This window comes from Streptomyces sp. Sge12 (genome assembly GCF_002080455.1).
Taxonomy (GTDB): domain Bacteria; phylum Actinomycetota; class Actinomycetes; order Streptomycetales; family Streptomycetaceae; genus Streptomyces.
This window is the reverse complement of sequence record NZ_CP020555.1, coordinates 4389819-4411533: the sequence shown is the minus strand read 5'-3', so window position 1 is coordinate 4411533 and position 21715 is coordinate 4389819. Positions and strand designations below refer to the sequence as shown.

22 protein-coding genes and 1 riboswitch are annotated in these 21715 nt (G+C 71.6%); of the genes, 10 read left to right on the top strand and 12 right to left on the bottom strand.

Annotation, left to right across the window (positions count from 1 at the left end):
• The first annotated feature begins 23 nt into the window (after window positions 1-23).
• Window positions 24-362 carry a protease inhibitor I9 family protein gene (locus tag B6R96_RS19780; RefSeq protein ID WP_081523089.1) on the top strand — a complete coding sequence of 113 codons (339 nt, stop codon included), beginning with the start codon at window positions 24-26 and terminating at the stop codon, window positions 360-362.
• Window positions 363-554: 192 nt separating this feature from the next.
• Here B6R96_RS19780 and B6R96_RS19775 read toward each other — a convergent pair whose 3' ends face one another.
• Complete coding sequence (locus tag B6R96_RS19775) at window positions 555-1160, bottom strand: phosphoribosylanthranilate isomerase (protein WP_081523088.1); 606 nt, start codon at window positions 1158-1160, stop codon at window positions 555-557.
• A 58-nt stretch (window positions 1161-1218) separates the two neighbouring features.
• Between B6R96_RS19775 and B6R96_RS38535 the strand changes: the two genes are divergently transcribed.
• On the top strand, window positions 1219-1344 hold the full coding sequence (locus B6R96_RS38535; RefSeq protein ID WP_257789499.1) for a hypothetical protein: 126 nt from the start codon (window positions 1219-1221) through the stop codon (window positions 1342-1344).
• A 97-nt stretch (window positions 1345-1441) separates the two neighbouring features.
• On the opposite strand, the gene groL is transcribed toward B6R96_RS38535, so the two are convergent.
• The 4 genes from groL to thrC all read right to left on the bottom strand — a co-directional run bounded on the left by groL (window position 1442) and on the right by thrC (window position 5784).
• A complete protein-coding gene (gene groL, locus B6R96_RS19770; protein ID WP_030387326.1) occupies window positions 1442-3064 on the bottom strand; it encodes a chaperonin GroEL in 1623 nt (540 codons plus the stop codon).
• A gap of 327 nt (window positions 3065-3391) precedes the next feature.
• Window positions 3392-3598 (bottom strand): cold-shock protein, encoded by a 207-nt coding sequence (locus tag B6R96_RS19765; protein WP_030009783.1) that lies wholly within the window; start codon window positions 3596-3598, stop codon window positions 3392-3394.
• A gap of 415 nt (window positions 3599-4013) precedes the next feature.
• Window positions 4014-4292 carry a MoaD/ThiS family protein gene (locus B6R96_RS19760; RefSeq protein WP_030387325.1) on the bottom strand — a complete coding sequence of 93 codons (279 nt, stop codon included), beginning with the start codon at window positions 4290-4292 and terminating at the stop codon, window positions 4014-4016.
• A gap of 193 nt (window positions 4293-4485) precedes the next feature.
• Window positions 4486-5784 carry a threonine synthase gene (thrC, locus tag B6R96_RS19755; RefSeq protein WP_081525164.1) on the bottom strand — a complete coding sequence of 433 codons (1299 nt, stop codon included), beginning with the start codon at window positions 5782-5784 and terminating at the stop codon, window positions 4486-4488.
• Window positions 5778-5936, bottom strand: a riboswitch (SAM riboswitch). Its footprint overlaps the gene before it by 7 nt.
• Before the next feature lie 184 nt (window positions 5937-6120).
• Between thrC and B6R96_RS19750 the strand changes: the two genes are divergently transcribed.
• Together B6R96_RS19750 and B6R96_RS19745 are read left to right on the top strand one after the other, a co-directional pair.
• Entirely contained in the window at window positions 6121-7098 is a 978-nt protein-coding gene (locus B6R96_RS19750) for a glucosyl-3-phosphoglycerate synthase (RefSeq protein WP_081523087.1), read from the top strand.
• Window positions 7099-7144: 46 nt separating this feature from the next.
• Complete coding sequence (locus tag B6R96_RS19745) at window positions 7145-8578, top strand: alpha,alpha-trehalose-phosphate synthase (UDP-forming) (protein ID WP_081523086.1); 1434 nt, start codon at window positions 7145-7147, stop codon at window positions 8576-8578.
• Window positions 8579-8728: 150 nt separating this feature from the next.
• Here B6R96_RS19745 and otsB read toward each other — a convergent pair whose 3' ends face one another.
• From otsB to B6R96_RS19730, 3 genes are read right to left on the bottom strand one after another with little or no spacing between them, the layout of a single operon-like run.
• Window positions 8729-9577, bottom strand: coding sequence for a trehalose-phosphatase (otsB, locus tag B6R96_RS19740; RefSeq protein ID WP_081523085.1), 849 nt, complete (start codon window positions 9575-9577; stop codon window positions 8729-8731).
• A 39-nt stretch (window positions 9578-9616) separates the two neighbouring features.
• On the bottom strand, window positions 9617-9853 hold the full coding sequence (locus B6R96_RS19735; protein WP_030387320.1) for a DUF3263 domain-containing protein: 237 nt from the start codon (window positions 9851-9853) through the stop codon (window positions 9617-9619).
• 47 nt (window positions 9854-9900) lie between these two features.
• Window positions 9901-11199: an extracellular solute-binding protein gene (locus B6R96_RS19730; protein ID WP_030387319.1), complete on the bottom strand. Its 1299-nt coding sequence runs from the start codon at window positions 11197-11199 to the stop codon at window positions 9901-9903.
• A gap of 176 nt (window positions 11200-11375) precedes the next feature.
• On the opposite strand from B6R96_RS19730, the gene B6R96_RS19725 reads away from it, so the two are divergent.
• The 3 genes from B6R96_RS19725 to B6R96_RS19715 all read left to right on the top strand — a co-directional run bounded on the left by B6R96_RS19725 (window position 11376) and on the right by B6R96_RS19715 (window position 14489).
• Entirely contained in the window at window positions 11376-12308 is a 933-nt protein-coding gene (locus B6R96_RS19725) for an ROK family protein (RefSeq protein WP_052876175.1), read from the top strand.
• On the top strand, window positions 12308-13471 hold the full coding sequence (gene nagA, locus B6R96_RS19720) for an N-acetylglucosamine-6-phosphate deacetylase (protein WP_081523084.1): 1164 nt from the start codon (window positions 12308-12310) through the stop codon (window positions 13469-13471). The genes B6R96_RS19725 and nagA overlap by 1 nt, the downstream gene beginning before the upstream one ends.
• A gap of 100 nt (window positions 13472-13571) precedes the next feature.
• Window positions 13572-14489 carry a 1-phosphofructokinase family hexose kinase gene (locus B6R96_RS19715; RefSeq protein WP_081523083.1) on the top strand — a complete coding sequence of 306 codons (918 nt, stop codon included), beginning with the start codon at window positions 13572-13574 and terminating at the stop codon, window positions 14487-14489.
• Window positions 14490-14520: 31 nt separating this feature from the next.
• On the opposite strand, the gene B6R96_RS19710 is transcribed toward B6R96_RS19715, so the two are convergent.
• A complete protein-coding gene (locus B6R96_RS19710) occupies window positions 14521-15540 on the bottom strand; it encodes a CBM35 domain-containing protein (RefSeq protein WP_030387315.1) in 1020 nt (339 codons plus the stop codon).
• Between the two features lie 68 nt (window positions 15541-15608).
• Complete coding sequence (gene cdgB, locus B6R96_RS19705) at window positions 15609-17357, bottom strand: diguanylate cyclase CdgB (protein ID WP_030387314.1); 1749 nt, start codon at window positions 17355-17357, stop codon at window positions 15609-15611.
• Between the two features lie 302 nt (window positions 17358-17659).
• Here cdgB and B6R96_RS19700 point away from each other — a divergent pair, with 302 nt between their 5' ends.
• Window positions 17660-18229, top strand: coding sequence for a flavin reductase family protein (locus B6R96_RS19700; RefSeq protein ID WP_078626406.1), 570 nt, complete (start codon window positions 17660-17662; stop codon window positions 18227-18229).
• A gap of 134 nt (window positions 18230-18363) precedes the next feature.
• Here the strand turns inward: B6R96_RS19700 and arfB are convergent, their stop codons facing one another.
• Window positions 18364-18789 carry an alternative ribosome rescue aminoacyl-tRNA hydrolase ArfB gene (arfB, locus tag B6R96_RS19695; protein WP_053704488.1) on the bottom strand — a complete coding sequence of 142 codons (426 nt, stop codon included), beginning with the start codon at window positions 18787-18789 and terminating at the stop codon, window positions 18364-18366.
• 189 nt (window positions 18790-18978) lie between these two features.
• On the opposite strand from arfB, the gene B6R96_RS19690 reads away from it, so the two are divergent.
• Both B6R96_RS19690 and B6R96_RS19685 read left to right on the top strand, forming a co-directional pair.
• On the top strand, window positions 18979-19554 hold the full coding sequence (locus tag B6R96_RS19690) for a TerD family protein (protein ID WP_030387311.1): 576 nt from the start codon (window positions 18979-18981) through the stop codon (window positions 19552-19554).
• A 145-nt stretch (window positions 19555-19699) separates the two neighbouring features.
• A complete protein-coding gene (locus tag B6R96_RS19685) occupies window positions 19700-20218 on the top strand; it encodes a GNAT family N-acetyltransferase (protein WP_081523082.1) in 519 nt (172 codons plus the stop codon).
• 67 nt (window positions 20219-20285) lie between these two features.
• On the opposite strand, the gene B6R96_RS19680 is transcribed toward B6R96_RS19685, so the two are convergent.
• Window positions 20286-21698 carry a M1 family metallopeptidase gene (locus B6R96_RS19680; protein WP_081523081.1) on the bottom strand — a complete coding sequence of 471 codons (1413 nt, stop codon included), beginning with the start codon at window positions 21696-21698 and terminating at the stop codon, window positions 20286-20288.
• Between the last annotated feature and the right edge of the window lie 17 nt (window positions 21699-21715).

Below are 21715 nucleotides of genomic sequence, written 5' to 3'. Positions count from 1 at the left end.
GCCGCGCGTGATGGCCTCGGGCCATGCGCATCCGTCTGAGCCGAACCCTGACCGTGGCCGTCGCCGTACTGGCCGCCGTCGCCGCCCTGCCCGTGGCTGCGGCCACCGCCGACGTGCCGGAACCCGTACCGCACACGGCTCCCGCCGACCACGCCACGTACATCGTCACCGTGCGGGAGGAAGTCGACCCGGCCTCCGTGGCCGAGCGGGTCGACGCCACCCCCGTACACGTCTACCGCACCGTCCTGCACGGCTTCTCCGCCCGGCTGAGCCCCGCCCAGGTCAAGGCCCTGCGGGAGATGCAGGACGTCGAGGCCGTCGAGGAGGACGGCCGGGCCATCGGCTTCGGCCCCGGCTTCTGACACCCTGGCTCCCGCCCTCCCGGCCCGGGAGGGCGCCCCGTCAAGCCCCGAATGTCCGCGCCGTGACGCGGGCGCCCGCACGGGGGCGCAATGGAGGTCGGCCCCCTTCCCCGACACCACCGAGGACCGACCTCATGACCCTCGCCAGGACCCGCCGCACGGCCTTCGTGATCGTCACCCTGCTCGCCGGTACTAGAGGGTGGCCCTGGCCGTCTCGATGAAGGCGCGGATCAGCTCCGGCGCCTTCACGCCGCGCTCCCGCTCCACCCCGCTGGACACGTCCACGCCCCAGGCGCCGGTCACCCGGACCGCCTCCCGCACATTGCCCGGGTTCAGGCCGCCGGCCAGCAGCCAGCGCCCCTCGGGCGCGGTGAAGTCCGCCGAGCCCCAGTTCCACGGCTTGCCTGAGCCCGGGTCGGGAGCGTCCAGCAGCAGCAGGTCCTCGCCGTACTCGCCGCAGCGCTCCACGTGCTCGGCGGTGGCCCGCAGCAGGGTCCGGCCGTCGGCGCGCAGCGCCGCGAAGTCCTCGGGGCCCTCCTCGCCGTGCAGCTGCACCCCGCGCACCCCGCTCTCCTCGGCGAACCGGCGCACCTGCGCCACCGACTGCCCCCGGAACACCCCGACGGTGAGCACACCGTCCGGCACCCGCGCGGCGAGCTCCCGCGCGACCGCGGCATCGACCGTACGCGGACTGCCGGGCGCGAAGACGAACCCGACGGCGTCGGCCCCGGCCGCCACGGCCACGTCGACGTCGTGCGCGGTCTTCAAGCCGCAGATCTTGACGAAGAGATCGCTCATGCGCCCAGTCTTCCACCGCACCCCGCATCAACGGCGCCGACCCGTTTCACTCCTTGGTATGCACATCGCACCGGGACCCCTGCCCCTGCTGCGCCGCCTCGCGCACGCCTTGGACGCCGGACTGAACATCGCCCTCGGCGGGGACCACGAAGAGGTCACCTTCATCGCGCACCCCGCCGCCTGAGGCCGCCCCCGGCGAAACGCCCGAGGGCGGCACCCCCGTGGGGGTGCCGCCCTCGTTCGAGAACAGCCGATCAACCAGTGGCCGGAGCCGGGGTCGATCAGAAGTCCATGTCACCGCCCGGCATGCCGCCCGGCGCACCGGCGCCGGCCTTCTCGGGCTTGTCGGCGATGACGGCCTCGGTCGTCAGGAACAGCGCGGCGATCGACGCGGCGTTCTGCAGCGCGGAGCGCGTGACCTTCGCCGGGTCGATGATGCCCTCGGCGATCATGTCGACGTACTCGCCGGTCGCGGCGTTCAGGCCGTGACCGATCGGGAGGTTGCGCACCTTCTCGACGACGACGCCACCCTCGAGACCACCGTTGACGGCGATCTGCTTGAGCGGGGCCTCCAGGGCGAGCTTCACGGCGTTGGCGCCGGTCGCCTCGTCACCCTCGAGCTCCAGCTTCTCGAAGACCGCGGAGGCCTGGAGCAGGGCCACGCCACCACCGGCGACGATGCCCTCCTCGACGGCCGCCTTCGCGTTGCGAACGGCGTCCTCGATGCGGTGCTTGCGCTCCTTGAGCTCGACCTCGGTCGCGGCACCGGCCTTGATGACGGCCACGCCGCCGGCCAGCTTCGCGAGGCGCTCCTGGAGCTTCTCGCGGTCGTAGTCCGAGTCGGAGTTCTCGATCTCGGCGCGGATCTGGTTGACGCGACCCTGGACCTGGTCGCTGTCACCGGCACCGTCGACGATGGTGGTCTCGTCCTTGGTGATGACGACCTTGCGGGCGCGGCCGAGCAGGTCGAGACCGGCGTTCTCCAGCTTGAGGCCGACCTCCTCGGAGATGACCGTGCCGCCCGTGAGGATGGCGATGTCACCGAGCATGGCCTTGCGGCGGTCACCGAAGCCCGGGGCCTTGACGGCGACGGACTTGAAGGTGCCACGGATCTTGTTGACGACGAGGGTGGAGAGCGCCTCGCCCTCGACGTCCTCGGCGATGATCAGCAGCGGCTTGCCGGACTGCATGACCTTCTCCAGGAGCGGCAGCAGGTCCTTGACCGAGCCGATCTTGGAGTTGACGATCAGGATGTACGGGTCGTCCAGGGACGACTCCATGCGCTCCATGTCGGTGGCGAAGTACGCCGAGATGTAGCCCTTGTCGAAGCGCATGCCCTCGGTGAGCTCCAGCTCCAGACCGAAGGTCTGGGACTCCTCGACGGTGATGACGCCTTCCTTGCCGACCTTGTCCATGGCCTCGGCGATGAGCTCGCCGATCTGGGTGTCGGCGGCGGAGATGGAGGCCGTCGAAGCGATCTGCTCCTTGGTCTCGACATCCTTGGCCTGGGCGAGCAGGGCGGCGGAGACGGCCTCGACGGCCTTCTCGATACCACGCTTGAGGGCCATCGGGTTGGCACCGGCGGCCACGTTGCGCAGGCCCTCGCGGACGAGCGCCTGGGCCAGGACGGTGGCCGTGGTCGTACCGTCGCCGGCGACGTCGTCCGTCTTCTTGGCGACTTCCTTGACCAGCTCGGCGCCGATCTTCTCGTACGGGTCCTCGAGCTCGATCTCCTTGGCGATGGAGACACCATCGTTGGTGATCGTGGGGGCGCCCCACTTCTTCTCAAGGACGACGTTGCGACCCTTGGGGCCAAGGGTGACCTTGACGGCGTCGGCGAGCTGGTTCATCCCACGCTCGAGGCCGCGACGGGCCTCCTCGTCGAACGCAATGATCTTGGCCATCTGAAGTGGTCCTCCCGGACAGCGGTGGATTGCTCCCAGGACCGCGCCCGCGCCCGCGACGGACGGCCTGCGTGCCCGGCGGTTCCTTCCCACCGGACCCTGCGGGCCTCACCGACCCGGTCCTCGTTTCAGTAGCACTCTCACGTGGAGAGTGCTAACGCCAATGATTAGCACTCGACCCCCTCGAGTGCAAGCGGCTTGGTGCAAAGCCCCGCCACTACCGGGCATACGCAGGAGGGGCCCCCATCCCGTGTCCAGGATGTGGGCCCCTCATGGTGTTCCAGGTCTTCGATGCACACTGTGCGTCGGCGGTCGATCGCGCCAGGACTAGCCGAGTGCGAGCTTGACCATGTCCGCCTGCGGACCCTTCTGGCCCTGCGAGATCTCGAACTCGACCCGCTGACCCTCTTCAAGGGTGCGGTACCCGTCCATCTGGATGGCGCTGTAGTGGACGAACACATCCGCACCACCGTCGACCGCGATGAAGCCGTAGCCCTTCTCCGCGTTGAACCACTTGACGGTGCCCTGAGCCATGCCTAACTCCCCTATTACTGGCCCTTGCGCAGGAACGCACTTCGCGATCCCGGGTCAGAACTTGCGTCGGAACGCGTCGACCGAGGCTGAATGTATCTGCGCGGATGCTGTCTGCAACAGGTCAATCCGATGAGAATTCTGGACACCGAGAAACATTGAAATAGAGTGAAAATTTGCCATACTCCCGGGCAACTCGGGCCGGGCATATCTCGCCAAAGCCCCATACCGCACTCGCATGTTGGCCCGATGTCGACCCTTGCGCGGCCCGTTCATATGCAGGGGGCAAGAACAGCGGAGGGGACTTCCCCAACCCTACCGTGCCCAATCAAGCAGAATTGCCCCCTCCGCTTCTAGCGGAGGGGGCAATTTCGGTTTGCGCGTGTCACCAGTCAGGTGATCCCGGGGATCCGGGCATTCAGCAACCGCCCGCCACGGCCGGGATGATCGAGACGCCGGCGCCGTCCGGCGTCGCCGCCTGCAGCCCGCCCTCGAAGCGCACGTCGTCGTCGTTCACGTAGACGTTCACGAAACGGCGCAGCTTGCCCTGGTCGTCCAGGACGCGCGCGGCGATCCCCGGGTGGCTCTTCTCCAGGGACTCGATGACCTCGGCGAGGGTCGCGCCCTCGGCGGGGACCTCGGCGGCGCCGCCGGTGTAGGTGCGCAGGATGGTGGGGATGCGGACGTTGACGCTCATGGCGCTACTGCCTTTCCGGTAGGGCGGGGAGAGGGGGTGTCCGGCGGGTCAGGGCCGGGTCCCCGGGTCGTCTGGTGCCGTGCATTGCAAGGCGGAGGAGGGAGTCGACGCGGAGCGTCGGCGACCGACGACAACGCGGCAAGGCGCGGTGCCGGGCGGGCCGGGGACCCGGCCCTGACCCGCCGGACACCCCCTAGGCCAGGCCGGCGGCGCGGAACGCGTCCAGGCTCGGGCGGATGGTGGCGGTCTGCCCGCTGTCCGCGGCCACCGCCTCCAGGGTCTTGAGGCCGTCACCGGTGTTGAGGACGACGGTGGTCAGCGTCGGGTCGAGCTGCCCGTTGTCGATGAGCTTCTTCGTCACGCCGACGGTCACGCCGCCCGCGGTCTCGGCGAAGATGCCCTCGGTCTGCGCGAGGATCTTGATGGCCTCGACGACCTGCTCGTCGTTCACGTCCTCGACGAAACCGCCGGTGCGGCGCGCGATGTCCAGGACGTACGGACCGTCCGCCGGGTTGCCGATCGCGAGGGACTTGGCGATGGTGTTCGGCTTCTGCGGGCGGACCACGTCGTGACCGGCCTTGAACGCGGTCGACACCGGGGAGCAGCCCTCGGCCTGCGCACCGAAGATCTTGTACGGCTTGTCCTCGACCAGGCCCAGCTTGATGAGCTCCTGCAGACCCTTGTCGATCTTCGTCAGCTGGGAGCCGGACGCGATCGGGATCACGATCTGGTCGGGCAGCTGCCAGCCGAGCTGCTCGCAGATCTCGTACGCCAGGGTCTTGGAGCCCTCGCCGTAGTACGGACGGAGGTTGACGTTGACGAAGCCCCAGCCCTCGCCCAGCGGGTCGCCGATGAGCTCGGAGCAGAAGCGGTTGACGTCGTCGTAGTTGCCCTCGATGCCGACCAGGTCGCCGCCGTACACACCGGCCATGACGACCTTGCCCTGCTCCAGGTCGTGCGGGATGAACACGCAGGAGCGGAAGCCGGCCCGGGCGGCCGCGGCGCCGACGGCGCCGGCCAGGTTGCCGGTCGAGGAGCAGGACAGGGTGGTGAAGCCGAAGGCACGGGCGGCCTCGACGGCGATGGCCACGACGCGGTCCTTGAAGGAGTGCGTCGGGTTGCCGGAGTCGTCCTTGACGTACAGCTTGCCGGTGACGCCCAGCTCCTTGGCCAGGTTGGCCGCGTCCACGAGCTTGGTGAAGCCGGGGTTCAGGCTGGGCTTGGCGGCCACGTCCGCGGGGACGGGCAGCAGCGGCGCGTAGCGCCAGATGTTGTTGGGGCCGGCCTCGATCGCGGCGCGCAGGGTCTCGGGGTCACCGGTCGGGAGGTCGTAGGCGACTTCCAGCGGTCCGAAGCACTCGGCGCACGCGAAGATGGGGCCGAGCTCGAAACGGGTACCGCACTCGCGACAGGAAAGGCCGGTGGCAGGTCCGAGATCAACAGAGGTGGCGACAGTCTGTGCAGCCATGATGGCGAGGCCCTTTCTCCTCATCTTCCCCATGGCGCACTTCGCCATGAGACGGAATTGGCACCTTCCCTAGCCGGGGACCTCGCTGACGTCGCTGATGTGCGCGATCGCGAGAACCGACTGGAGGGTTGCCGGGGCTTCAACGGGCCGTGTCCCTCTGCCCCTCTGGATGAGCGGTATGGCACCGGGCGACGCGCTCTTCGGCGCGCCCGGGCGTTTGTCACGAGGACCCCCGGCATGCGGTGGCCCTTCGCGTTGTTCAAGACTGTAACCGAAGGGCCGGGCGGTTGAGACAGGCGTCCGAACCTCGAGATGGATCACATACCGGCGGATATCGCCGACACGCAGGGAGTGCTGAGGGTGCTGGAAGAGGTGGAGCGATGGCTGGCCGACCGCTCCTGGTCCGCCGCCGACCGACCGCTCGACCAGCTGCTCGACCGGAAACGGGCGGCCGGGACCACGGTCAGCGTGGTGCTGCCCGCGCTGGACGAGGAGGCGACGGTCGGCGCGATCGTCGAAGTGATCCGGCGTGAGCTGATCGAGGGACTGCCCGTCCCCCTGGTCGACGAACTGGTCGTCCTCGACTCGGGCTCCAGCGACCGCACCGCCGAGGTCGCGGCGAAGGCCGGGGCCCGGGTGGTGCACCGCGACGAGGTGCTGCCCCGCATCCCGGCGCTGCCCGGCAAGGGCGAGGTGCTGTGGCGCTCGCTGCTGGCCACCGACGGGGACATCGTCTGCTTCGTCGACGCCGACCTGCGGGACTTCTCCGCCACCTTCGTCTCCGGGATCGTGGGCCCGCTGCTCACCGATCCGGACGTGCAGTTCGTCAAGGCGATGTACGACCGGCCGCTGGGCCCGGAATTCGACGGGCTCGCCCCCGGCAGGACCCCCGGCCAGGGCGGCCGCGTCACCGAGCTGGTCGCCCGCCCGCTCCTGAACCTGCACTGGCCGCAGCTGGCCGGCTTCGTCCAGCCGCTGGGCGGCGAGTACGCCGTACGCCGCTGCCTGCTGGAACGGCTGCCGTTCCCCGTCGGGTACGGCGTCGAGCTGGGCCTGCTGGTCGACGCGCTGCACACGGTCGGGCTGGACGCGCTGGCCCAGGTGGACGTGGGCGTACGGATCCACCGCCATCAGGACGGGCAGGCGCTGGGCCGGATGGCCGCGGCGATCTACCGCACCGCCCAGGTACGGCTCTCGCGCGGACACCTCGTACGGCCGGAGCTGACGCAGTTCGAGCGCGGACCGGAGGGCTTCGTACCGCGGACGTACCCGGTGGACACCGAGGAGCGGCCGCCGATGGCGGGCATCAAGGAGTACGCGCTGCGTCGCGTGGCGTGAGCGATCGTACGGTTTGAGGGGGCGCGGGCCGGGCTAGGTTGGCCGCATGGCTTCCCAGGTACTCGTTGCAGCGAACCGCGGCCCCCTCTCCTACGCCCTCGCCGAGGACGGGACGCTCAGCGCCCGGCGCGGCGGGGGCGGTCTCGTCTCCGGACTCTCCACCGCTCTCGCCGAGCAACCGGACGCGCTGTGGATCTGCGCGGCACTCTCGGACGCGGACCGCGAGGCGGTCCGGCGGGGCGTCGCCGAACCGGGCGTCCGCATGCTGGATATCGATCCCACCATGTACGACGACGCGTACAACGGCATCGCCAACTCTGTGCTGTGGTTCACCCACCACCACCTCTACGACATCCCGCGCGAGCCGGTCTTCGACGCGGAGTTCCGCCGCCGGTGGGAGTCGTACGAGCGCTACAACCAGGCCTTCGCCGAGGCCCTGGCCGAGGAGGCCGGGCAGGGCGCGTCGGTGCTGGTGCAGGACTACCACCTGGCGCTGGTCCCGGGACTGCTCCGGGTGCTGCGCCCCGACCTGCGGATCGCGCACTTCACGCACACCCCGTGGGCCGCGCCCGCCTACCTCTCGATGCTGCCGGACGTGGTCCGCGAGACCCTGCTGTGGGGGATGCTCGGCGCGGACGTGCTCGGCTTCCACACCGAGGCCTGGGCGGCCGAGTTCCTCGGCTCGGCGCGGCTGGACGACGCGTGGGGGCAGGCCGAGGTCCGCGAGGGCTCGGTCGTGGAGCACCACCGGTACTCGGTGTGGCCCGCCCGCACCACGAGCGTGCGGGCGTACCCGCTGGGCGTGGACGGCGACGAGCTGCGGGCGCTGGCGCACCGGCCGGAGGTGAATGACAAGCTGGCGGAGCTGCGGGCAGAGGTGGACGGCCTGCGGACGATCGTCCGCGTGGACCGCACCGAGCTGTCGAAGAACATCCTGCGCGGCCTGCTGGCGTACCGGGAGCTGCTGACCACGCGCCCGCAGTGGCACGGCCGGGTGGTCCACCTGGCGTCGGCGTACCCGTCGCGGCAGGACCTGCGGGTGTACCGGGAGTACACGGCGGCGGTGGCGGAGCTGGCCGAGGAGATCAACGCGGAGTTCGGTACGGAGGACTGGCAGCCGGTGCTGGTGTCGGTGAAGGACGACTTCGCGCGCTCCCTGGCGGCGTACCGGCTGGCGGACGTGGCGCTGGTGAACCCGGTGCGGGACGGGATGAACCTGGTGGCGAAGGAGATCCCGGTGGTGTCGGAGGCGGGGTGCGTGCTGGTGCTGTCCACCGGGGCGGGGGCGTACGAGGAGCTCCGCCAGGACGCGCTGACGGTGAACCCGTACGACGTGACGGCGACGGCGGATGCGCTGCACGCGGCGCTGTCGATGCCGATGGCCGAGCGCGCGGAACGCACCAAGCGCCTCGCGGCGGCGGCGACGTCCCTCCCCCCGACGGCCTGGTTCACGGCCCAGCTCTCGGCGCTTGCCGACTGACCACCCTGCGGCGCCGTTGCCGGGGCGCTGCCCCGGACCCCGCTCCTCGAACGCCGGAGGGGCTGAACTTTCCGGCGGCACCGGTCAAATCCAGCCTCGCCGGCGTTTGAGGCGCGGGGGTCCGGGGGCAGAGCCCCCGGCGGCGGAGGCTCAGCGGCGGATGGCTTCGGCCAGGGCGGCCAGGAAGCCGGCCACCGAGCCCGGACCCGGGAGGACGAGGTCGGCGCGGGAGGCCAGCTCCGGCACCTCCGCGGAGCCACTGCACACCAGCACCCCCGGCAGCCCGTCCGTACGGCCCTTCTCCACGGCCGCGTAGGCGGCGAGGTCACCCAGGTCGTCGCCCGCGTACAGCACCGCCCCCGCGTCCCGCTCCGCCAGGAACTCCGTCAGGGCGACGCCCTTGTCCATGCCCGGCGGCCGCAGCTCCAGCACCGCGCGCCCCGGTTCGACCATCAGCCCGTGCCGCGCCGCCAGCTCGGCCAGCGGCTCCCGCAGCGCCGCGAACGCCGCCGCCGGGTTCTCCGCCCGGCGGGTGTGGACGGCCAGGGCCCGGCCCTTCTCCTCGATCCAGGTGCCGCGCCAGGCGCCGATCGAGTCCAGGAACCCCGGCAGCTCGGCCCGGACCGCCGCCACCCCGGGGTGCTCGGCGGGGGCGTGGACGATGCCGCTGACGGCGTCCCAGCGTTCGGCCCCGTAGTGGCCGAGGACGACCATGTGTTCCAGTCCGGGTACCCCGGCGAAGCCGCCGTAGCGGACGGCGACGCCGGCCGGGCGGCCGGTGATCACGGCCACCGAGTCGACCTCGGGGGCGAGTGCGGACAGGGCCGGGACGGCTCCCGGGTGGGCCCGGGCCTGGTCCGGGTCCGGGACGATGTCGGCGAGGGTGCCGTCGAAGTCCAGGGCGACCACGGACCGGCGAGGCGCGCGGAGGAGGGCTTCGAGTCCCTCGCGTCCGGCTGCGGTGACGGGCATCGGCAGATCGTGCGGATGGCTCCCCATAAGCACGACCCTAACGGCCCAGCGGTGCGACGGCTACGGCTATCGCCGGGCTCGCTGGGCCTCGCGGATCCTGCGCAGCCGGTTGACGGTGCCCGGGGCGTGGGCCAGCGCCCGCGGATCGTCCATGAGCGCGTTGAGCAGCTGGTAGTAGCGGACGGGGGCCATCCCCAGTCCTTCGCGGATGGCCCGCTCCTTGGCTCCGGGCCCGGGCCAGGTGCGTGACTCGTACGCGAGCACCGCGGCCTCGGTGGCCGTCAGCTGCCCCTCGTCCGTCATACCGCCAGATTAACGCCGCCGTCTGACACCCGGCGCGGCGCCACTGCTCAGCGCGGGTCCGCCGCGCGGGCGGCCGTCGCGATGTCCTCGAGGACCTTCGCCGGCTGTCCGCCCGGCTGGACGGTCTTGCCGATGTTCTGCTTGATGTCCTCGCTGACGCCGGCCCAGGACTTCTTGCCGACCGGGTAGAGCCGCGAGCCGGGCAGGGCCGTCAGGAAGGGCTTCAGCTGCGGGGCGTTGCCGGCGGTCGCGGTCTGCTTGGCCTGGTAGCCGCTGGTGGTGGCGGGCAGCAGGTCGTACTTGTCGGTGAAGGCCGTCACGTTCTTCGGCTGGTACAGGAAGTCCAGGAACTTGCCGGACTGCTCGCGGTGGCCGGTCTTGAAGGCCATGATCCAGTCCGCGACGCCCATGGCGGGCTCCTCGGAGCCGGTGGCGGTCGGCAGCGGCACCATGCCGAACTTCACACCCTTGGCCTCGGCCTGCTTGAGCAGCGTCGGGTGCCCGTTGAGCATGCCGACCTCGCCCTTGGTGAAGCCTTCGAAGGCGGCCTGCCGGTCCAGCTTGCCGGGCTCGACGGGGCCGGTCAGGCCCTGGCCGACCATCTTGTCCCGCAGGAACTCCAGCGCCTTGACGTTGTCGGCGGAGTCGATGGAGTACTGCTCCTCGTTGTCGGTGTAGCCGCCACCGCCCGCGAGCATCCACATCATCGTCTCGGCCTGCGCCTCCTCGCGGCCCAGCGGCAGCGCGAAGGGGGTGGGCACGCCCGCGGCCTTGAGCTTCTTGGCGGCCGCCTCCAGGTCCGCCCAGCTCTTCGGCTGCCAGCCCTTGGCGTCCTTGCCGATCACTCCGGCGTCGGCCAGCAGCTTCTCGTTGTAGAAGAGCAGCCGGGTACTGGCCACGAAGGGCATCCCGTACTGGACCTGCTTGACCTTGCCGGCGTCCGCGAGCGGGCCCAGGAAGTCGGCCTCGGTCTTCACGGAGAGCAGCTCGGCCGTCGAGTACAGCTTGTCGGCGGCCGCGTAGTCGGCGTAGGCGCCGATCTGGGCTATGTCGGGGGCCTTGCCGGCCTTGACCATCTCGGCGACCTTGGCGTCGACCTCGGACCAGGAGTAGACGCTGACCTCGACCTTGGTGCCCGGGTTGGCCTGCTCGAAGCCCGCGGCGAGGTCCTTCCAGTAGGCCTGCGAGGAGTTCTGCGGATTGTCCCCGTAGTCGGCCGCCACGACCCGCAGGGTCACCTCGTTGTCTCCGGTGAGTCCTCCGACGGCTCCGCAGCCCGTCAGCGTCACGGCTGTCAGGCACAGTGCGGCGCCGGACGCGGCCAGGCTCAGGTAACGGCCGTTCACAGTTCTCCATCCACCCCTTGTTGTACGTACGATCCACGTAAGGTCTACACCACTTTGGCGGCTCGTCCACATCGGGCTCCCGACCGGGGTCCCGATTTTGTATGGCCACTCAACAATCCCCCTCAATGGACTAGACCTTTCCCCGCCGAGCACGCGAGACTGTCTCTGTGAAACCCGTGAAACACGTCATCGCCCTCGATGTGGGCGGCACCGGGATGAAGGCCGCCCTCGTCGCCGAGGACGGCACCCTGCTCCACGAAGCGCGCCGCGCCACCGGCCGCGACCGGGGCCCCGACGCCGTCGTCGAGACGATCCAGGACTTCGCCGCCGAGCTGCTCGACACCGGCCGGGACCGCTTCGGGCGGCCCGCGTCGGCCGCCGGCGTCGCCGTCCCCGGCATCGTCGACTCCGAGCACGGGATCGCCGTCTACGCGGCGAACCTCGGCTGGCGGGACGTACCGATGCGGACCCTGCTCAGCAGACGCCTCGGCGGCATCCCGGTGGCCCTCGGCCACGACGTGCGCACGGGCGGACTCGCGGAGGGCCGCATCGGCGCCGGCCGGGGCGCCGACCGCTTCCTCTTCGTCCCGCTGGGCACCGGCATCGCCGGAGCCATCGGCATCGCCGGCCGCATCGAGGCCGGCGCCCACGGCTACGCGGGCGAGATCGGGCACATCGTGGTGCGCCCCGGCGGCCCCGCCTGCGGCTGCGGCCAGCACGGCTGCCTGGAGACCCTCGCCTCCGCCGCGGCCGTCAGCCGCGCCTGGGCGGCCGCCTCCGGCGACCCCGAGGCCGACGCGGCGGACTGCGCCAAGGCCGTCGAGTCCGGCGACGCGCGCGCCCGGGAGGTGTGGCTGGCCGCCGTCGGCGCCCTCGCCGACGGCCTGGTCACCGCGATCACCCTGCTGGACCCGCGCACGCTGATCATCGGTGGCGGGCTGGCGGAGGCGGGGGAAACCTTGTTCACACCACTACGGACGGCCGTGGAGGAGCGCGTGACGTTCCAGCGGCTCCCCCACATCGTGCCGGCGGCCCTCGGGGACACCGCCGGATGCCTGGGCGCAGGGCTGCTCGCCTGGGACCTACTCGCCACGGAGGTACCGGCCTGATGTCCGGAAGCGCACACAGCACTGTTCTTTCGGGCGCCAGGGTGGTGCTGCCCACCGGCACGGTGGCGGGCGGCCGGGTCATCGTCGACGGCGACCGCATCGCGGGCAGCGCCCACGACGCCACCACCACCGTCGACCTGTCCGGGCACTGGATCGTCCCGGGCTTCGTCGACATGCACAACCACGGGGGCGGCGGCGCCTCCTTCACCTCCGGCACCGCCGAGGACGTCCTCAAGGGCGTCCGCACCCACCGCGAGCACGGCACCACCACCCTCGTCGCCTCCACCGTCACCGGGGACCTCGACGAACTGGCCCGCCGCGCCGCCCTGCTCGCCGAACTGACGCAAGCGGGCGAGATCGCCGGCATCCACTTCGAGGGGCCCTTCATCAACCCCTGCCGCAAGGGCGCGCACAAGGAGGACCTGCTCCGCGACCCCGACCCGGCCGAGGTCCGCAAGCTGATCGACGCCGCGCACGGCGCCGCCCGCATGTTCACCCTCGCCACCGAACTGCCGGGCGGCCTGGACTCCGTCCGGCTGCTCGCCGAGCACGGGGTCATCGCCGCGATCGGCCACACGGACGCCACCTACGAGCAGACCCGCGCCGCCATCGACGCGGGCGCGACGGTGGCCACCCACCTCTTCAACGCGATGCCGCCCCTCGCCCACCGCGAGCCCGGCCCGATCGCCGCGCTGCTGGAGGACGAGCGGATCACCGTCGAGCTGATCAACGACGGCACCCACCTGCACCCGGCGGCCCTGGAACTGGCCTTCCACCACGCGGGCGCGCACCGTGTGGCGCTGATCACCGACGCGATGGACGCGGCCGGCTTCGGCGACGGGACCTACCACCTCGGCCCGCTGGAGGTCGAGGTCAAGCACGGCGTGGCCCGGCTCGTGGAGGGCGGCTCGATCGCCGGCTCGACGCTGACCCTGGACACCGCCTTCAAGCGCTCGGTGACCCTCGACAACCTGCCGGTGGAGTCCGTGGTCCAGGCGATCTCCGCCAACCCGGCCAAGCTGATCGGCCTCTACGACGAGATCGGCTCGCTGGAGCCCGGCAAGTACGCGGACCTCGTCGTCCTGGACGCCGCATTCGACGTCAAGGGCGTCATGCGGCGCGGCGAATGGATCGTCAGCCCGCCCGCAGGACCGGCGATCTGACGGCCAAGCGGCTGTACGCAGGGAAAACGGTCGGCCCGAGGACTGGGCCGACCGCCTTGTGTTTGGCATGATCCCGGCAGCAACAGACCCGGGAGTGCCCATGATCCTTACCGTGACGCTCAACACCGCGCTCGACGTCACGTACCAGGTGCCGCGGCTGCTTCCGCACGCCACGCACCGGGTCTCCGCCGTCGCCGAACGCCCCGGCGGCAAGGGGATCAACGTCGCCCACGTCCTGGCCGCCCTCGGCCACGAGGTGACCGCGACGGGCTTCGCCGGCGGCCCGGTCGGCTCCGTCGTCCGCGCACTGCTCGCCCAGTCCCCCGGAGTGGTCGACGCCCTGGTGCCCTGCGCCGGCACCACCCGACGCACCGTGGCCGTGGCCGACGCCGCCTCCGGCGACACCACCCAGTTCAACGAGCCGGGCCCGCTGATCACGGCCGCCGAGTGGTCGCGCTTCCTCGCGCACTACGAGGACCTCGTCCACGGCGCCCGCGCCGTGGCCCTGTGCGGCAGCCTCCCGCCGGGCGTGCCCGTGGGCGCGTACGCGCTGCTCGTGCGCTCGGCCCGCGCCGCCGGGGTACCCGTCCTCCTGGACACCAGCGGCGAGGCCCTGCGCCGCGGGGTCGCCGCCCGCCCCGAGATCATCAAGCCGAACGCCGCCGAACTGGCCGAGCTCACCGGATCCCGCGACCCGCTCCCCGCCACCCGCGACGCCCGCCGCCGCGGCGCCCACGCGGTGGTCACCTCCCTCGGCCCGGACGGCCTGCTGGCCGCCACCGCCGAGGGCACCTGGCAGGCGGCCCCGCCGCGCCCGCTCGCCGGCAACCCCACCGGAGCCGGCGACTCCGCGGTCGCGGGCCTGCTGTCGGCGGTGGCCGAGGGCCTGGACTGGCCCGCCCGCCTCACCCGCGCGGTCGCCCTCTCGGCGGCCACGGTCCTGGCCCCGGTGGCGGGAGCATTCGACCCCCGCACCTACGAGGAGGTACGGGGGTCGGTGAAGATCACGACGGCCTAGCCCGGGCCGGCCGACGGGGGCGCGGGGCGGATCAGCCCTGCTCCAGCCAGAGCTGGTCGAGGACGACATCGCACTGGTTGCCCGCCTCGCACGAGATCTTGATCGTGTTGGCGCCCTGCTTGAGCTCCACCAGCGAGTAGGTGTTGGTCCAGCCCTTGGCCCAGTCGCCCGCGGCGGCCTTCGAGAAGTTCGCCATGTTGACCGGCCGGGTCTGCGCCTCGCCGTTGATGGTCAGCGTGGTGTTGGCGTCCTTGCCCGGCACCCCGTAGGTCATCTTCAGCTTGTACTTGCCCGCCTTGGGGACGTCCAGCGACCAGGTGGCCGCCGCGCCCTGCGCGTTGAGGCCGCCCACGTACTGGCCGCCCTCGCTCTTCGCGCCCGGCACCGTGTTCTGCAGCACCGCACCGCCCGTGAGGGACATGCCGCTGCCGGCGAAGTCGGCCTTCGGCAGCGGGGCCTGCGACGGCTTCTCGCTCGGGGCCGGGCTGGAGGACTTCTGGGGGGCCGCCGACTGCTGGCCGCCCGTCGGGGACGCGTTGTCCTTGCCCTTGTCCTCGTCGCCGAACTGCAACGCCGCGACGATGCCGATCACGACCACGGCGACCACCGCGACCGCTGCGATCAGCAGACCCCGGCGGCTGGAGCCACCGCCACCGCCGTGACCATGACCGTGACCGCCCGGCTGGGGGACCGTCTGGGTCGGGTGCTGCGGGGGCTGCGCCTGCTGCGGGACGCCGTAGCCGCCCGCCTGGAGCGCTTCGGGGGCCTGGTACTGCGGGTACGCGGGGGGCTGCTGCGCGGGCACCTGGCCGCGCTGGCCGCCGTTGCGGCGCTCGCCGACCGTCCGCACCTGGTGGTGCGAGGTGCGGGGAACTCCGGGCTGCGCGCCGGAAGGACCACCCGCCGCGGGTCCCGGGTAGCCGTATGCGCCGCCCTGACCTGGCGGTGTGGCTCCGGCAGCCTGGCCGTCCGCGTAGAGATACCCGAACGGATCGTCGTCCTCGGGCTTGTTCGCCCCACCGTGCGGGCCGTTGTTCGCGGGCGTCGTCATCGCAGGTCACTCCTTTCGACCCCCGGGAGCCTACCCCGAACACGTGCACCCACGAGCGGCAGACCGCCTCAGCCGGCCCTGCGATGGGCCTTCGACCGGGACCTTTTCTCGATATACATCCGTTGGTCGGCGGAGCGCAGCACCTCGTCCGCGGACATCCCGCAGCTCGCCCAGCCGATGCCGAAACTGGCTCCGACCCGCACCGCACGGCCGTCGACCCTGATCGGCGGGATGATCGCGTTGCGCAGCCGGACCGCGAGGTCGGCGGCGTCCGCCGCGCCCAGGCCGTCCGCGAGAACGACGAATTCATCACCACCCAGCCGGGCGACGGTGTCACCGTCCCTGACGCCGGTCGTCAGCCGCCGGGCGACCTCGATCAGGACCGCGTCGCCCGTGTGGTGCCCGAACCGGTCGTTGATCGACTTGAACCCGTCGAGATCGCAGAAGAGGACCGCGAGCCCCTTCGTGCCGTCGTCGATGTCGGTGGCGGGCGCCACCGTGTGCACGTGGTGGTCGTACGGCCCGTCCGACGGGGCGGGCGGCGCCCCGGGGAACTCGAAGGGGTCGGCCCCGGGAAAGCGGTCGGGGCCGTCGGGGTGAAACCCGTGCTCACCGGCACCACCCGCCTCCGCCCCCACCGGGAGCCCGTCGTGCCCCACGTGCCCCGTGTGGCCCTCGTAGGCGTCGCGCCCCTCGAAGGCCGCGTCCAGCGCCTCGACCGCGGTGGCCCGTACGGACTGTGGCCTGCGGCACAGCCGCGCGCCGAGCCGGGCCCGCAGCTCGGCGCTGTTGGGCAGGCCGGTCAGCGAGTCGTGACTGGCGCGGTGGGCGAGCTGGAGCTCGTGCCGCTTGCGCTCCTCGATGTCCTCGACGTGCGTGAGCAGGAACCGCGGCCCGTCGGCGGCGTCGGCGACGACGGAGTTGCGCAGCGAGACCCATACATACGTGCCGTCGCGGCGGCCCAGGCGCAGCTCGGCGCGGCCGCCCTCGGCGGAGGTCCGCAGCAGCGTCCCGATGTCCTCGGGGTGGACCAGGTCGGAGAAGGAGTAGCGGCGCAGCACGGAGGCGGGCCTGCCGAGCAGCCGGCACAGCGCGTCATTGGTCCGCAGCAGCCGACCGTGCTGGTCCCCGCCCATCTCGGCGATCGCCATGCCGCTGGGCGCGTACTCGAAGGCCTGGCGGAACGACTCTTCACTGGCCCGCAGCGCCTGCTGCTCGCGCTCCAGCCGGACGAGGGCGCGCTGCATGTTCGCGCGGAGCCTGGCATTGCTGATCGCAATCGCCGCCTGGAAGGCGTACATCTGGAGCGCTTCACGGCCCCAGGCGCCGGGCCGGCGGCCGTTGCGCGGTCTGTCCACCGAAATGACACCCAGAAGTTCCCCGCCGGACGCATACATGGGGGCGTAGAGCCGGTCCTCGGGGTGCCACTCGTCCTCGAAGCGCGGATCGGGGCCGTCGGTGTGCCACTGGGGGACGTCGTCCTCCATGAGGACCCAGCCCTCGGTGTGCGGGATGAATCTGAGTCCGTCCCAGTTCTCACCCATCGTCAGGCGGCGTTCCCAGGATGCGCGGGAGCCGACCCGGCCGGTGATGAGGGCCTCCGCGGCGGGGTCGCCGGCGAACGCGGCGACGACGAGATCACCGTCCGGGCGAACGAGGTTGACACAGGCGAGTTCGTAGCCGAGGCCCACGACGATGCCGTCCACGACGGTCTGCAGAGTGTCCGCCAGGCTCCTGGCCGTATTGAGCTCGGCCACCACCCGGTGCAGCTGCCGCAGGGTCGCAAGACGGACGTACGGCTCCGACTCGGTCTCCATTGCTCGCTCTCCCCGAGACCTCGACAGCAACTCCAGGTTTGTCATCGGCGTTTCGTTGCGGTGTCCCGTCCACTGAATCACAGTGAGCTGTGCGGCAGGTACACAGGGTCAACAAATCTTGCCCTCTGTGACTCAAGTCACATCAGGTGAATATCGGTGCGCTGTGGGTCCGTCGACGACTGGGAGCGCTCCCTCCCATTCCCGAGAGCAAACGATACGCCGGGGCCTAGGCCGAGGGGCGGGGACGCGACTCGGACCAGGGCCCGATGTGCGGCGCGGAAGGGCGAGATTAGCGTTTCAACGTGCTGAAGACGACCCCCGTACCCACCGCGCCCCACGGAACCCCCCATGCTGAGGGAGTGAGCAATGACGAGTTCCGGGCCGCGATGTCCCGGCTGGCGGCGGGCGTGTGCCTGATCACGGCGCACGAGCCCCCGCTGACGGCGGACGGCCCGCGCGGCGAGGACGTCGGTATGACGGCGACCGCCTTCATGTCCGTGTCCCTGGACCCACCGCTGGTCCTGGTGAGCCTGCGCGAGGGCTCCCGGATGGACGACCTGCTGGCGGAACAGCCCCTGTGGGCGGTCTCGGTGCTCGCCGACCACCAGCTCCAGGTCGCGGGCCGCTTCGCGATGAAGGGCCGCATCAGCGACCGGCTGCTCTTCGCGGACCTGCCCTACGTACGCGGCGGGGCCTCCGGCGCACCCCTGCTGACCGGCGCCCTGGCGACCCTGGAATGCCGGACGGAGAACCGCGTCGAGGCGGGCGACCACACCCTGGTCGTCGGCCGGGTCCTGACGGCCGGCCTGCCCGCCCCGGACTCGGGCCCGCTGACGTACTTCCGCGGGCGCTACCGGCACCTGGGCTCGTAGACCCGGTTGGGCCGGGGGGCCGGGCAGGGCGGGCACGACAGGCAGGGCGGGCACGACAGGCAGGGCCGGTAGGGCAGGCAGGGCCGGGGGGCCGGGCAGGGCTCGTAAGCCGGGCAGGTCGGGCACGGGCGGGGTTACCAGTCCCGGCCGGTGCGGCCGCGCTTGGTCTCGGCCCGCGCCTTCTTCTCGCGCAGCCGGCGCTCGTTGATCCCGCGCGGGATCTTGGTCGCCCGGCGCTGCTTCGGCGGCGGCGCCGTCGCCTCGGCCAGCAGCGAGGCCAGCCGGACCAGCGCCATCTCCCGGTTGCGCAACTGCGAGCGGTGCTCGGAGGCCCGTACGGTCACCACCCCGTCCACCAGCCTCGTGGCGAGCCGCTCCAGCGCCCGCTCCTTCCACACCTCGGGCAGCGCCTTCGTGGCCGCCAGGTCGAACAGGAGCTCCGCACGCGAGTCCGAGGTGTTCACGTGCTGACCGCCCGGTCCGGAGGAACGCGAGAACCGCCAGGCGAGCTCTCCCTCGGGGAGCACGACCGAACCGCGGATGACATAAGGACCAGGCATGCCCCTATGATCCGCCCCCGGCACCGCCGCCGTCACCCTCATTTACCGGCCCCGCTCGTGCGGCCCGCGGAGATTCGCCGTCACGGACAATTCACGACGGGAACCCGACCGGCCTCTCGTCGCGTTATAGGGGGCAGCGGTAGTTTGACCGCCTGTACGTGCATGTTGGATGAGGAAAGGGACATTCCCATGGCTGTCAGCCTGTCCAAGGGCGGCAACGTCTCGCTCACGAAGGAGGCCCCCGGCCTCGCTGCCGTCACGGTCGGCCTCGGCTGGGACGTCCGTACGACGACCGGTGTCGACTTCGACCTCGACGCCTCGGCGATCGCGGTCAACCCGACGGGCAAGGTCGTCTCCGACGGCCACTTCGTCTTCTTCAACAACAAGTCCACCCCGGACCAGACCATCGTCCACACCGGTGACAACCGCACCGGCGAGGGCGCGGGCGACGACGAGGCCATCAACGTCAACCTCGCCGGCCTCCCGGCCGACGTGGACAAGATCGTCTTCCCGGTCTCCATCTACGACGCCGAGGCCCGCAGCCAGAACTTCGGCCAGGTCCGCAACGCGTACATCCGCGTCGTGAACCAGGCCGGCGGCGCCGAGATCGCCCGCTACGACCTCTCCGAGGACGCGGCGACCGAGACCGCCATGGTCTTCGGCGAGCTCTACCGCAGCGGCGCCGAGTGGAAGTTCCGCGCGGTCGGCCAGGGTTACGCCTCCGGCCTCACCGGCATCGCGCAGGACTTCGGCGTCAACGTCTGATCCCTCGCACGGGTCAGTGAGGGGCCCGCGGTCGGTCCGCGGGCCCGGTTCGGCAGGTCCGGCACGCCCGGGACCTGCCGGACACCAACACCGGCGATTCCCCCTCCCGGCCGTCCGGGGAGGGGGCTTCGCTACCGTTCGACAGGTGATCCTGCAACCGCTCGTCCCCGTCGACGGCGCCCTCCCCGGCCCGGTCCTCACCGAGATCGCCGCCCTCTACTCGACGAACCACGCCTTCTTCGAACTCAGCGGCGACTTCCCCGACCCGGACCGCATCACGGTCGAACAGGTCGCCGCCGCGCTCGCCGACGAACTGGCCCACGACAGCGCCGAGGTACTCCTCGCCCGCTCGGCCGGCCGCCTCGTCGGCCTGGCCGCCACGCTCGCGCAGGCACCCGCCGCCGACGACCCGGACCCGTGGATCGGCCTGCTGCTCATCGACGCCACCGCCCACCGCGAGGGGTACGGGCGTGCCGTGGCCGCCCTGGTCGAGGACCGCTTCCGCGCCGCCGGACGCACGGGCGTACGGATCGCCGTACTCGACAACAACCCCAAGGCACTGGCCTTCTGGCAGTCCCAGGGGTACCTCCCGCTGCGCAGGGCCAAGGACCGCGAGATGGGCCGCGACTGCACCGTGCTGCGCAAGCCGCTCGAAGCCCCGTAGCGGGGGCGGGGCACGGCGCGGCGCGACGGGCCGCAGGGCGACGGGGCGATTGCCCCGCCGGGCCGGGCTACTTGGGGCGGTCCTTCCCGTACAGCCACACGTCCCAGACCCTTTTCAGGTCGTGACCCGTCTCCTTCTCGGCGTAGGCCGTGAAATCGGCCGTGCTCGCGTTCCCGTGCCGGTGGTCGGCGACCCAGCCGCGCACCAGGGCGAAGAACTTCTCGTCGCCCACCTCCTGGCGGATCCGGTGCAGCACCATCGCACCCCGGTAGTACACCGGCTCCGCGGAGATGTCCTCGGGCCGGGGCGGAGCAGCCGGCGGGAAGGCGTACCAGTCGCCGTCGGCGTCCCGGTCGACGTCCGTGTCACCGGTCCGGAAGGCCTCGAAGTACTCCTGCGCCGTGGGCCCGTCGTGGTCCTCGGCCCACAGCCACTCGGCGTAGGTCGCGAAGCCCTCGTTGAGCCACATGTCCTTCCAGGACTTCGGTGACACCGAGTTCCCGAACCACTGGTGGGCCAGCTCGTGCACGACGAGCTCGTCCTCGGTCGGCGCACCGGGGAAGACCGGCCGGCCCTGGGTCTCCAGCGCGTAGCCGAGGGTCCCGGCGGGCACCACGATCGCGCCCGCGGACGCGAAGGGGTACGGGCCGAACCGGCCGCTGCCCCACTCCACCATCTCCGGCAGCCGCGCGAGCGGCCCCGAACCGGCGGCCCCCTCCCCCGGTGCCACCGCGCTGTAGAGGCCGACGCCCGAGGGCGTCCGCCCGGTCGTCACCTTGTACGGCCCGATCACCGCGGTCGCCAGATAGCTCGCCATCGGCTCCGGGCTGTGCCACGCGAAGGCGGTCCGCCCGTCCGCGTCCTCGGTACGGGAGCGCAGCTCGCCGTTCGACACGGCCTCGTAGCCGCGCGGAACGGTGAGGGTGATGTCGTAGGCGGCCTTGTCGCTGGGGTGGTGGTTGCCGGGGAACCAGGTCATCGAACCGACCGGCTCGCCGACGGCGACCGCGCCGTCCTCGGTGGTGATCCAGCCCTCCTTGGAGCCGTCCGGATCCACGAGGGGCTTCGGCCTGCCGCTGTACTCGACCTCCGTACGGAAGACCTCGCCCTTCTTCAGGTCCTCGGCGGGGCGCACGGTCAGCTCGTTGCCGGTCCGGTTGTACCGGGCCCCCTCGCCCTGGACGGTCACGCCCTCGACGTTGAGACCGCTGAGGTCGAGGTTGAAGGAGCTGAGCCCCTGCTCGGCGCGGGCCGTGATCACGGCCGTACCGTGCAACTGCCCGTCGGCGGGGTCGTAGTCCAGGTCCAGCGCGTAGTGGTCGACCTGGTAGCCGCCGTTCCCGGCGCGCGGGAAGTACGGATCGCGCAGCCCCGACGCGCCCGGCCGCCCCTGCACCGTGTCGCCCGTACACCCCGCGGTGAGGGCGAGCAGGGCGGCGACGGCAGGGGCGGCGAGGCGGGAGAGAGCACGGTGTTCCACGCACTCGATCCTAGGCC